Raw genomic sequence first — 12910 nt, 5'->3', positions numbered from 1 at the left:
CGGACATCGACAGAACTGTCAGGTTCGGCCGCCCTGCTCTTTACTTTGCCGGCCGCGGCTCTTTACGCCCGGGCTGGCATCATGACTGCCGTGACCACCCGCGCAACGAGTCCCGTCCTCATCGGGCGGCACGCCGAGGCGGCGGCGCTGGCGGCGGCGTACCGGGTCGCGGTGGCGGAGGCGGCCACCTTTGCCGTCGTCGCCGGGGAAGCGGGGATCGGGAAATCCCGGCTGGTCCGCGAGTTCACCGCCGGACTGGAGGGCGCGCGCCGGGTCACCGGCGAATGCCTGGAGCTCGGGGCGGACCAGTTGCCGTTCGCCCCGTTCCTCGCCGTACTGCGGCGGCTGCGCCGCGACCTCGGCGTGGAGGCGATGCGGGAGCTCCTTCCGCCGGGTGACCTGAGCCTGGCGCGATGGCTCCCGGAACTGGGACCGGCGGCGGTCGACCTGGATCCGCTCCAGGGCAGGTCGCGGCTGTTCGAGGAGCTGCTCACGCTGCTCGAGCGGCTGGCGGCGGACCGGCCGCTGGTCGTCGTACTGGAGGACCTGCACTGGGCGGACCCGGCCAGTGTTGATCTCCTCGCGTTCCTGGTCCGCAATCTCGACCAGGCCGGCCTGCTCGTCATCTGCACCTATCGGTCCGCCGACGTCGGCGCGACCGACCCGCTGCGTCCCGTCCTCGCTGACCTCGCCCGGCGGCCAGGGCAGCACTTCATCAACCCCGGTCCGTTGAGCGCGGCCGAGACTGCCGAGCTGCTGACCGGTCTGCTGGGCACTGAACCCGACCGGGGCCTGGTGGCGCGGGTCCACGATCGGAGCGACGGGAACCCCCTCTTCGTCGAGGCTCTGGCGACGGACCCTGCCGACGGCACTCCCGCTCCGTTGCGAGACTGGCTGGCTGCGGAGCTGGCGAAGCTTCCCGACTCCGCCCGCTCGGTACTGCGCGCTGCAGCGGTGGCCGGTCACGTGGTCCCGCATGCCCTGCTGGTGGCCGTGGCCGGGCTGACCGACGCGGATCTGGAGCCGGCTCTGCGCGAACTGGCCGAGAAGCAACTCCTGGTGGTCGGAAGCGACGGGTACGCCTTCCGCCACTCGCTGCTGCGGGACGCGGTGGTGGACGACGTACTGCCCGGCGAATGGCAGCGACTCAACGCCCGGTGTGCCGAGGCGATAGCGGCGGACCGTTCTCTGGTGGCTCAGCCCGACGCGGAGCTGGCGGCACATTGGGAGGCTGCGGGCGAGCGTGCGCGAGCCCTGGACGCCGCCTGGAACGCGGCCGCCGAGGCCGAGCGGTCTTTTGCCTACGAGCAGCAGTGGCGGATGCTCGAACGGGTGCTGAGCTGGTGGGACGAGGTCCCGGAGCCGGAGACGCGGCTCGGGGCTTCGCGAGCCGCAGTACGGCAGCAGGCTGCGGAGGCGTGTGCTTCGGCGGGTGCGTTCGAGCGAGGCATCACTCACGCGACTGCAGCGCTCGCCTCGGCTGGGCAGCAGGCATTGCGCGCCAGGGCACTTGCCACTCGCGGCTTCCTCAATCGGCGAGTCGGTCGCGACGGGGACGCGGATCTGGAGGCTGCGTTGGAGGTGCTGCCCGCCGATGCGCCGGTCGAGCTCCGCGGGCGACTCCTGGGTTCGCTGGCGATCAACGCGAGCCGGTGGAACGGTGATCCGCAGCAGAGCGCGCAGTACGCCGACGAGGCCCTTCGGATCGGCCGCGAGCACGGGCTGCTCGGCGTACAGGCGACGGCGTTGCTCGCCTCTGGGCGGACTGCTGGGCTCGCGGGCAACTCCGCTGAGGCGCTGCGGCTGTTTCGGAGTGCCGGTGAGCTGGCGAAGGCGGCGTCGTATCACTACACCGCCCTGACTGCGCTGCTGTCCGAGGCCTACACGCTGATGCTCTCCGGCGACTACGCGCAGGCGGCGGTGGTGGCCGGGGAGGGGCGCACGCTGGTCTATCGGGTGGGGCAGGGGCGTTCGAGGGGTGCTGATCTGGCCGCAGTACTGGCGCAGGCGCTGTGGCTGTCGGGCCGGTGGTCTGAGGCGAGAGAGGTCATCGACGACGCGCTGGCCGAAGACCCACCTGCGGCGATGGCGGGTGTGCTGCTCGACCAGGCAGCGGAGATTGCGCTCGCTCAGGGCGATCTGATCGCGGCCCAGCAGGCTGTGGACAAGTCGACGCCGCTACTCACCACTGCGGCCGGGCGGGAGACGTTGCCCGTGTACGCGGCTGCGATCCATTGCCGGGTCGCCCTCGCGCAGGGAGATCTGGTCACCGCGGACCGGATCCTGGCGGAGGCTCTGGCCGACCCCGCTATCTCCGGGGACCCCTGGTCCGTACTGCGCGCAGGAGCGGAGCTGCAACGCAGGCTGGCCGACCGGCCGGACCAGCTCGCGTCACGCCGGGCCGAGCTCGACGCGCTGGCCGGGAAGTCCCCGACCAACCGTCCAGCACTACTCGCCCACCGCCTGACCTTTACCGCCGAGCTCACCGGCGAGCTGGCTGCTTGGGACGCTGCGGTCTCCGCGTGGCGGGAGGTCGCACAGCCGTATCAGTTGGCATTGGCCTTGTTCGGCACGGCGGAGTCAGCAGTGACTGCCGGGCAGCGGGTGGCGGCGGAGGAACGGCTTCGGGAGTCCGCCGCACTGGTCCGTGAGCTCGGTGCGGCGGCGCTGCTCGACGAGATCGAGCAGCTGTCCGTGCGCGGTCGGCTCGACCTCGCCGTACCGGAAACACCTCAACCGGCGGTGGATAGACCATTCGGCCTCACCAGTCGCGAGATCGACGTACTGCGGCTCCTCACCGCGGGGCGCACGAACAGCCAGATCGGCACCGAACTCTTCATCTCCCCGAGCACGGCAGGCGTCCACGTCTCCCGCATCCTCGCCAAGCTCAACGTCTCCCGCCGTACCGAAGCGGCCGCCGTGGCCCACCGCCTAGCCCTCGTCTAGTTGGGTGGGGAGTTCGCGGGTGTGGAGGACTTCCAGGCGAGAAACGGCTCGGGTGAGGATGACGTAGAGGCGGTTGAGGCCGCGGGGTTCGGCTTCGACGATCTCGGCGGGTTCGACGGCGATCACGTGGTCGTACTCGAGGCCCTTGGCCAGGCTTGCCGGTACGGCGGCCACTCGACCGTCGCCGTCCGGTGCGACGGTTTCGATCCCGGCGGCCTTCAGGGTGCCGGCGAGTTCGCCGATCCGGTCGTCGGCGGCGATCACGCCGATCGAGCCTTCGTGGGGGAGCGCTCTCTGAACCGCGCTCACGATGTCGTCCGACTCGGTGATCGTGAGCAGCCCGTCGCTCCGGAACGACGTGGTCTGCGGAACCTCGACCGGTAACGCGATCAGCAACCGGTTCGCGAGCTCCACGACAGAGGTGGGAACGCGGTACCCGGTGGTCAGCGCGACCTGCTCGGCATCGGGTTTCCCGAGATGAGCGAGCTGCTCGCTCCACGTCCGGGCCGCCCACGGCGTCGTACCTTGCGCGAGATCCCCGAGAACCGTGATCGACCCGTGCTCACTGCGCCGGGCGATCGCGCGGCACTGCATCGGCGAGAGATCCTGCGCCTCGTCGACGATCACGTGTCCAGCGGTCTCGCCGCGTTCCAGGAGAGCGCTCACCTCGTCCAGCAGTACGGCGTCGGCTGCGGTCCAGGCCGCGGTCTTCGCCTTCCGCGGCCGGGGCCACGCGATCGCGTCCTGCTGATCCGCGGTCAGCAGATCCGCGGCGGCGCGAGAGAGCAGGGAGCGCTCTCCGAGGATCTCGGCCAGGATCTCGTCGGCCTTCACCAGCGGCCAGACCGCCTCGACAGCCGGCGTTGCCGCGCGCGCCATCTTCCGCAACCAGATGCCGTTGCAGTTCTGCCCCCGCGCCTCGGCCTGCCGCTGCAGCGCCGCCACGACGCGCGCGATCACCCGCTCCCGCCCGATCAGGTACGCCGTCGCCTCCGCGCGCGCCTCGGCCACCATCTCCGCGAACTCGTACTGAGGCACCCGCCACTTGTACGAACTGTCCGGGACCACGATCGCGTCCTCCGGCACCGAGATCCGCTCGTAGAGCGCTCTCCGGAGGATCTCGGCCATCTGAACGGAATGCTTGACCACCGCCGCTGCCGGCGAGTCCGTGGCCCGAACAGTGATCCGCCCGGCCAGCAGTTCCTCCACCGTGGTTTGGTCGACATCGACCTCGCCGAGAGTCGGCAACACCGCCGAGATGTAGTGCAGGAACGCCCGGTTCGGCCCGATCACCAGCACGCCGTTCCGCTGCAACCGCGCGCGATGCGCATACAGCAGGTACGCCGCCCGATGCAGCCCGACCGCGGTCTTCCCGGTCCCCGGCGCACCCTGCACACACACCGAAACCTCGAGCTCGGTCCGGACCACCTCGTCCTGTTCCGGCTGAATCGTCGCCACGATGTCCCGCATCGGACCAACCCGCGCGCGCTCGATCTCCCGCCGTACCAGCTCGCTGCCGAACCCTGCCGCCACCGGATCCGCGGACTCCAGCTGTTCGTCCTCGAAGCTGGTGAGCGTGTTCCCCGACCAGCCGAACCGGCGACGCGTCGCGAGACCGCGGGGATCGGTCGGCGAGGCCCGGTAGAAGGTCGTCGAGACCGGCGCCCGCCAGTCGATCACCATCGGCGGCCGGCCGATCGCGTCCGAGATGTGCCGCCGGCCGAGGTAGTACGTCTGATCGCGGTGCTCGCCGGCCGCGCCGCCGTACCGGATCAAGCCGAAGTACGGCGGGTTGTCACCCTCCTCGGCCAGGTCCCGCGCCAGCGTCTTGAGGTAGAACCCCAGTCGCTCGGCCGTGTACCGGTCGCCCCACGTGTCCTCGCCGACGACCACGTTCTCCCGGGCACCGCTCACCATCCGTCGCAGCGCTTCCCGGCACTGCTCGGCGTACTCCCGCTCCTCCGCCAGACCCCGCATCCCACTCCCTCGAAACTCAAAAAGATTAACCCGGTCAATCTTTTGCCTAGGTTAACATAGTGCGGTGACCGGACTTCGAGAGCGCAAGAAGCAGCAGACGTACGACGCCCTGTCCGAGGCGGCGATCGCGCTCTTCCTGGAACGTGGCTTCGACGAGGTCTCGGTCGCCGACATCGCCACCGCGGCCGATGTCTCCAAACCGACCCTGTTCAAGTACTTCGCCACCAAGCAGGACCTCGTCATGCACCGCATCGCCGACCACCGCCACGAGGCGGCCCGACTGGTTCAGGCGTCGCCCGAGTCCCCGATCGACACCCTCGCCGCGCACTTCCGCAACGGCCTGAAGGACCGCGAGCCGACGACCGGACTGAACGACCACCCGCAGGTCCTCGCCTACTACAACCTCGTCTTCGGCACGGCGGCGCTGGCGACGAGGATGCGGGAGTTCATGGACGATGACGAGCGCGCGCTGGCCGCCGTACTCGGGGGAGACCTGCAAGCCGAGCTCCTCGCGGCCCAGGTGCTCTCGACCCAGCGGATCCTCGGGTACCGCAACTGGAGAGCGCTCTCTGGGGGTCAGTCCGCGACCAAGCGATACCCAGCCGCGCTGAGAGAGGCAGAGAGCGCGTTCCGGCGGATCCGGCCACTAGGGTGAGCAACGTGAGCGAGACAGTGCTGGTGCTGAATGGGCCGAACCTCGGGCGGCTGGGGTCACGGGAGCCGGAGAAGTACGGGTCGGCGACGCTGGCCGATGTCGCGGCCGAGTGCGAGAAGGTCGGGGCCGAGCTCGGGTTCGCCGTCGAGGTCCGGCAGACCGACGACGAGGCCGAGCTGGTCGGCTGGCTGCACGAAGCGGCCGACGGGCGGATCCCCGTCGTACTGAATCCGGCCGCGTTCACGCACTACTCGTACTCGCTGCGGGACGCGATCGCGCAGCGGACCGCGCCGCTGATCGAGATCCACCTGACCAACCCGGCGACCCGGGAGGAATTCCGGCACACGAGCGTCGTCGCCGGCGTCGCCACCGGCACGATCGCCGGTTTCGGGCTGGATTCGTACCGGTTGGCGCTGCGAGCGCTCTCCAACCTCGGAGATTGATCACTGCCTGTGTGTAGCTGACTCCGGAATGAGACCGGCATAACCAATCTGCCCTTTCGTGCATCAGGGGAGTGAAGGGCAATTCATCCGGCCTGATGGGGATGTTTCAGCGCGTGCCGGGCCAAGAGATCGGGGTGAGACGCCGGTGAAATGCCGGTGCTTCACGCTAGGCGTTGGGTCGTGATACCGGCCGTCACCGGCTCTTAAGGCTGGCTGAAGGTGCAAGGGCACGATCGGAATCGACGATTTTGGGGGTTCGTGTGACTACGGATTCGATCCGTTCCGTTCATCAACGCTCTGGGGGAGTGACAAGCATGACGACGCAACAACGTATTCCGGTTTGGGTGAAGGCGCTGGACCCGCTCTCGCAGTTCGGGTTGGTGCACGCACTCAGGCAACGGCCGGAGATCGCCCTGATCAGTGACGCCGAACTGACGGCACTGCAGGCGCAGCAGGATCAGCGAACCGCCCCGCCAGTGGTCGCGCTGATCGCAGTGGATGCGCTGGACGCGGGTGCGGTCCAGGTTCTCCGGTCGGCAACACAGCGGGGCTGCCGCCGTACCGTGCTGATCGGCAGCACGATCGACGACGACGCGCTGATGACCGCGGTCGAGCTGGGGGTGTCCGGGGTCCTGAGGCGGACCGAGGCGACGGCCGACCGCATCGTGCACCTGCTGCAGACCGCCGCCGCGGGCGACGGCAGCCTGCCGGCAGATCTGCTGGGCCGGCTGCTCGGGCAGGTGTCGCGCATGCAGCGGCACGTGCTGGCACCGCGTGGGCTCTCCCACACGGGGCTGTCCGACCGCGAGACGCAGGTACTGCGCCTGGTGGCCGACGGCAAAGACACCCAGGAGATCGCCCGGGAGCTGTCGTACTCCGAGCGGACGGTGAAGAACGTCCTCCACGACGTGACCAGCCGTCTGCAGCTGAAGAACCGCTCGCACGCTGTCGCTTACGCGCTGCGTGAGGGCCTCATCTGACCAACCTTCTACCCGCCGGCCCTCGCACAAGCGAGGGCCGGTTCTTTTTGTGCCGTTCACCAGCGGAGCACGAAGTTCGGCGGCTGGTAGCTGAGCGGCATCACCAGAACGGGCTGACTCTTCACCGGCAACGGCCTCCCCGAAGATGACACCAGCCCCGGCACGGTCGCCGTCATCACCCGCTGCCCCAGCACATCCCGCCGATACACGAGCACCGGAGCCACGAACTTCCCGGTCTTGTCCGCCACCGCAGGCTGCCCGCCCAGACCGACATCCCAGCCCAGTACGGCGGGCCGCCCCGGCGGGAAGTTGGTCCCGGTCGCAATCACGATCTGCCCCGGCCGCGCCACCGGCGGCTCCACGAGCAGAGTCGGCGTCAACGTCGTACCGGAAACCTTCACCGGCACCGGGAACGGCGCCACCGCACCAGTCGCCGTCGCGGACACTGTGACCACCCCAGCTCGCGCGCCCAAGAGCTGAGGCACGAACTGTACGGCGATCACACACGACTTGCCGGGCGGTAGCGGCCCAATGCAGGTCACGGCCGACTTGAAGTCGGCGATCGACGAAACGCCGGTCAGCCGCAGCGGCACAGTGCCCGTGTTGGTGACCACAACCGACTTCGCCGCACTAGGCACCGTCAGAATCTGCGGCCCGAACACCACCGCCTGCGGCGCCACCGTCATCGAAGCCACCGCCGCCCCCGGCGTCCCGGCCCCACTCAACCCGACCGTCACCGCCGCCGGGCTCGCGACCGTCGGGTCCGCGGACGTCGGGGTGAACACCACGCTGCCCGTCCGCGTCCCCGCGACCCGCGGCGTGAACGTCACCGGTACGTCGCACGTCGTCCCCGGCATCACCGTCGTACAAGAGCCGAGCTCGATCCCGAAGTCGCCGGTCCCGTTGACCGTCGCCGCCACGTTCAGCGGTACATCGCCGGTGTTCTGCAACTTCACCGGCTGCGGCGACGAAGCCTTCCCAACCTCAACCGCCGGGAACGTCAACGAAGCCGGCGTGACCACGAACCGAGCCACCGGCGGCACCGGCGTACCGGTACCAGTCAGCCCAACCGCAGCCGACGGCCCAGTCAGATACCCCTGCTTGCTCGGCAACGTCAGCGTCCCGGTAGCCGGCCCAGCAGCCGTAGGTGCGAACCGCGCGTCAATCGTGCAGCTCTGCCCTCGATGCAGCGTCTGCGTACACACGTTGCCCCCAGCAACGAACGGCGCCGAGGCAACCGCCGGACCCGCAGCGGCCGGTCCATACCCGACGTTCTTCACCACCATCTCGCGCGCACTCGACGACTTCCCAACCTGTACGGCGCCAAAGTCGGCGCTCGCCGGCGTCGCCACCAGTTGCGCGAAACGCCGCCGGGTGAAGATGTCGTACAGCCCGTCGTCAGCCGTCCCGGCGACCAGGTCGGAGGTCGACTCGAAGGCTGTGAACGCCCCATCGCCGCTCAGCGACGGCGACCTGCTGACGCCCTCCTCGACCACGGCGCCTTCCTCATTCACCGATACCCGCTCGGTGAACCGCTCGCTCGCGGCCGCTCCGGCGAAGTCCGGGTCGAGATAGCGGACGTAGACGCCTTGCTTGTCGTTGCCAGGTTGCTCGACCAGGTCGGTGGCCATCGAGGCGAACCCGACTGTCGTTCCGTCGTCCGAGAGTGACGGTTCGTGACTCCAGCCGTCACCGTCCTCGCCCGGCTTGCCGGCCGCGGACGACGCCAGCACGCTCTTCCCGCTGGACAGGTCCCGCACCCAGATCCGGCTCGGGTGCGGCGGCCCGTCCGCCCGCGCGGCCTTCGTCTTGCGGGCCGACCCCTCCGGATCGCTGATCCCTTGGGTCTCGAAGGCGACCCGGTCACCGGAGGCCGAGATCGACGGGTACTGCGCGTCGTCGGTACCGATGTTGCCGTCGGCAAGCTTCGAGGCGAGCTCGGTGGTGCCTGCGGTCCGGTCCCGCCGGTACACCTGCACGGTCGCCGTCCCCGGCTGGTCGAGGCCGTGGACGCCGACGAACGCGACGTACCGGCCGTCGGCCGACGCCGAAGGCTCGAACCCGAGCACCGCCGTACCGGCGCTGTCCTTACTGACAATCTCCGGCGCACCGGCGAAGGTCCCGTCACCGGCACTGTCGGTTCGAGTCAGTACGACGTCCTGGATGCCGGCCCCGGTGAACCGGATCGCGTTCTGGATGTTCAGCGACGCCGCCACCGGGTTCACCGAACTCGGGCGGTAGCCGACGTACGCCGTACAGGCGGTTCCGGCCGGCAGCCGCTCGCCGTCAACGCACGGGCGTGGCCGGTCCGGCGCCGGGCCGGTCGGGGTGACCATGGCGAAGTCGCAGCCGGACACGAACTTGAGGTCCTGGACGGTCTCCTGGACGAGAACCGTGGCGGCGACGTACTTCACGGCGCCGATGGACACCCGCTCGCCGTCGGCCACGGTATTACCCGCGGACGTCGTCTCTGTCGAAGGCGCCGGGTAGAAATCGGGTGCCGGGATCGGCGTGCACTCCGCGGCCGCTCGCACCTTCGGCTGGTTCCTGATCTTGACACAGGTGCCGTTGGCAACGAGCGCGATCGCGGCCTGACCCTGCGGGGTCGACCCGTTCAGTCTCAGTACGCCGATGCCCGGGCCGGCGCAGGCGTCGTATCGGATGTCGACCGTGCAGGTGCCGTTGGCGGCCAGGTCGCCGTCGCAGGTCGTCCCGTCGACCCAGAATCCGGAGCCGCTGTCGACGCTCGCCTTGCCGGCGAAGTGGATCGCGTAGCCGGACCTGACCTGCAACTGCTTGAGCCCACCACGGCCCATGTCGATCAGCCCGCGAACATCGTGCAGCGAATCATCCTGCTCCTGCAGCTTCAGCGAGATGCCACTCCCGGCCAGTGGATCGAGGTGCGACGCAAACGCCACCGTCTTGCCATCACCGGAGATATCCGGCCGGCAGTCCCGGCTCATCGTTCCCATGGCACACGGCCGCTGGTACCGCAGATCCGACGTCGTCCCCGTGACCTGCTGCTCACCCGAGGCGTGCGCGACGAACACCTGCTCGTCCGAGTTGTCCCGCGCCTCGTAGGCGACCCGGGTCCCGTCCGCCGAAATAGTCGGCGGCCCGACCTCACGGTGATCGCCCACCTTGCGGATCTCGGCGGTGGCCTGGTTACGCACATTGATCTCGGTGTACTGCTGATCGCCGGTACTCCACCGGGACCGATAGGCAACGAACTGCCCGTTGTCGTTCACCGCCGGATCCAAATGCTCAAGCCGATTGGTCGACACATGCTTGGTCTCACCAGGCATCCGCGCATCACTACTGCCCCGACCCGTCAGGTCGGTGATGATCCAGGGGCCGACGCCGCCGCTCACATCGAACAGGTCGATAGTCCCCTTCCGAACGCCGATCGCTCGCGGCGTGAACTTGATCAGGAACGCGCAACTCTGCCCCGGGCGAATGGTGACCTCGACACACTGGTCACTGGCAGCAGCGAACTCCTCGTTGTAGAACTTCGGCGCCCGGAACTTGATCGGCACCGTGCCGGTGTTGGTGACCGTGAACGGCACCGGCCCCGCCGACGTACCGACCTTGGCCGTGCCGAGGTCGACGGGGTCCGGCGCGCCCGTCGCATAACTACGCCGCTGCGACCAGAACACATCCGACTCCTCGTCGGCGTCGTTGTACTCGTCCACCCGGTCGACGCTTGCGAAGGTCGCCCGGGTTCCGTTCTGGTTGATCGTGATGAACCGGTCTCCGGCGGCAGTGCCGGTCCCGGACGAGCGCGGCGAGATCAGCTCGTTCACGCCGCGGCCGCCGCTGAAGTCCTTGGTGAGATCGCGGGCGATCACCCGGTTGCCGGGCAAGGGACCGGCGCCGAGGTCGTCGGAGCCGGACAGGTAGAACAACGTGTAACCGTCGCCGGACAGCTCGGGACCGGAGGCCCCGTCGTCGGACGTCTGGCCGTTGGTATCGGCCGAGGCGAGGACGGATTTCTTCGCCACCACGTCGCGGACCCACACCTGGTCGGAGATGTCGTCGTGCGACGCACCCCGGAAGGCGATCCGGGTACCGTCGTCGGAGACCGACGGCTCGGTCCCGCTGGCCTCCTGGCGGCCGTTGGCGTTCAGCGAGACCAGCGTGGTCTCGCCCGGGCGGTAGCTTCGGTCGCCCGCGGCGTCGGTGTCGTGCAGATAGACCTGCTCCGAGTACTTCGGGAGGGCGTCCGCGGCACGCCCGTACGGATCCGTGGAGACGAAACCGACCCAGCGGCCGTCGGCTGACACGGTCGGGTCGGTGCCGCTCTCCAGCACCGCACCGTTCGCGCCGGTCACGCTGACGATCTGCCCTGCTCCGAAAGCGCCCGAGGCACCAGGATCACGCCAGGCGGCGATCGCGTTGCGGGCGGAGTGACCGCCGATCCGGTAGACGGTGTCACCGAGGTGGATGCTCGCGGAGAACGGCGCGACGTCGGGGAAGGTGTACTCGACGTACGCCGTGCAACTGGTCTGCGGAGCCACCGGCTGCCCGGGCTTGCAGGCGTACTCCTCGGTGCCCTCGGGCAGCACGAGCTTCATCTGGCAGCCCTTGGAGGTGAGATTCGGCACGAGTGGCACGGACATCGAGTTGGTGATGGTCATCCGCGCACCGCCGAGTCTGCCCGCGGTCACCTGCCCGAGGGAGGACCACGGATGCGGGTGGGCGGCATCGGTTGGTTGCGGCTCGGCGGCGTTGGACAGGCCGAACTCGCTGGGGCCGGTGCAGCTGGGCGTCGCCGCCGCGGCCTGCGGCGGGAAGGCGGCGAGCCGCGGGCACTCTCCACCGGCGGTCATCGCGATCGCGGTCTGGCCGGCTGCGGCGGCCGACTTGAACCGCAGCACACCAGTCGATTCGACGGTACAGTCGGGGCCGCCGGTGTACTTGACTGTGATCGAGCAGGACGCGTTGGCCGGCAGGGTTGCCGCACAGGTGCTGGAGGCGATCGTGAACTGCGGGTCGCCCTCGATCACCGGTCCGGTGTCGGGGTACACGATCGGCTGCTGGCTACGGTTCTTGAGCGTCACCGTGGATTCGCCGGAGGTGTCGAACGCCCAGAAGTCCATCACCGGATAGAACCCGGCGCTGGTCCGGGCGGGCAGGCCGTTGATCGTCAGCTCGAGGTCGGTCGATTCGACGGACTGCCGGATCGGCGCGACCAGCGTGGTGCCGTCCCGGGAAAGCTTCGGCGGGCAGACGGTGTAGCCGCCGTCGATCAGGCAGGCAAGGACGCGCTGGAACGGCAGGTCATTGGCGTTCCCGGTGACCTGCGTGAGCCGCGTGTTGTCCGGCGTCCGGCGATTCAGCGCGTACAGCTGCGCGTCGGCGACCAGGCCCCCCTGGACACTGCCGAACAGGCCACCGGCGAACGCGATCAGGCCGGCGTCTCCCGACATCGACGGCATCACCGCGGTCATGTCCTGGAGGTGGGGCAGTCGCGTGGTCTTCATCGGGTCGTTCAGATCGTTGAGCCAGATGCTCGGCGTCTCACCGTCGGCCGCTTCGAACGCGACCATTCGCCCGTCACTGCTCACACTCGAGCGGTACGACGGGCTCTGGCTGGCCGGGTACGAGACCGGGTGGACGATCGGCGGGTCCCCCTCGGCGGCGGCTGCTCCGCGACCGAAGTTCAGCACGGCGAGGCCCGCCGCTAGCAGGGCTGCGGCGGTGATGATGGCGGTCGGGACACGCGGGATACGGCTCACGCCGTCCAGCAAACTCGGTGCGGCGGGGGAGCGGCAGAGCGTGACGTGCGGCTTGGGGGGCAGTGCGGTCTGCCCTAGTGCGCAATGTGCCTGAAGGGGCAGCCCGGAGGGTCCTCGCTACGGCGCGGGCGCACCTGCCGTCGTGGTTGGTTCCGACCATACCTTGGGCGG

General features: G+C 69.2%; 6 protein-coding genes. 4 read left to right on the top strand and 2 right to left on the bottom strand.

Annotated features, from left to right (window positions below; genetic code table 11):
* The first annotated feature begins 90 nt into the window (after positions 1 to 90).
* Positions 91 to 2946, top strand: a complete 2856-nt coding sequence (locus ABD231_RS06170; RefSeq protein ID WP_344146343.1) for a helix-turn-helix transcriptional regulator — start codon at positions 91 to 93, stop codon at positions 2944 to 2946.
* Here ABD231_RS06170 and ABD231_RS06165 read toward each other — a convergent pair.
* On the bottom strand, positions 2932 to 4923 hold the full coding sequence (locus ABD231_RS06165; protein WP_344146340.1) for a HelD family protein: 1992 nt from the start codon (positions 4921 to 4923) through the stop codon (positions 2932 to 2934). The two genes, ABD231_RS06170 and ABD231_RS06165, sit on opposite strands and share 15 nt — an antisense overlap.
* Positions 4924 to 4987: 64 nt before the next feature.
* Between ABD231_RS06165 and ABD231_RS06160 the strand changes: the two genes are divergently transcribed.
* The 3 genes from ABD231_RS06160 to ABD231_RS06150 all read left to right on the top strand — a co-directional run bounded on the left by ABD231_RS06160 (position 4988) and on the right by ABD231_RS06150 (position 7001).
* A complete protein-coding gene (locus ABD231_RS06160) occupies positions 4988 to 5578 on the top strand; it encodes a TetR/AcrR family transcriptional regulator (protein WP_344146337.1) in 591 nt (196 codons plus the stop codon).
* 5 nt (positions 5579 to 5583) lie between these two features.
* Positions 5584 to 6021 (top strand): type II 3-dehydroquinate dehydratase, encoded by a 438-nt coding sequence (gene aroQ / locus ABD231_RS06155; protein ID WP_344146334.1) that lies wholly within the window; start codon positions 5584 to 5586, stop codon positions 6019 to 6021.
* Between the two features lie 314 nt (positions 6022 to 6335).
* The gene (locus ABD231_RS06150) at positions 6336 to 7001 is read left to right on the top strand and encodes a helix-turn-helix transcriptional regulator (RefSeq protein ID WP_344146331.1); all 666 of its coding nucleotides are present in this window, start codon (positions 6336 to 6338) and stop codon (positions 6999 to 7001) included.
* Positions 7002 to 7057: 56 nt separating this feature from the next.
* Here ABD231_RS06150 and ABD231_RS06145 read toward each other — a convergent pair whose 3' ends face one another.
* Positions 7058 to 12739, bottom strand: coding sequence for a choice-of-anchor D domain-containing protein (locus tag ABD231_RS06145; RefSeq protein WP_344146328.1), 5682 nt, complete (start codon positions 12737 to 12739; stop codon positions 7058 to 7060).
* Positions 12740 to 12910 lie beyond the last annotated feature (171 nt).

Origin of the sequence: Kribbella yunnanensis (assembly GCF_039529655.1) — a bacterium.
In the GTDB taxonomy this organism is placed as follows: Bacteria; Actinomycetota; Actinomycetes; order Propionibacteriales; family Kribbellaceae; genus Kribbella; species Kribbella yunnanensis.
This window is presented reverse-complemented; position numbering and strand designations above follow the sequence as displayed.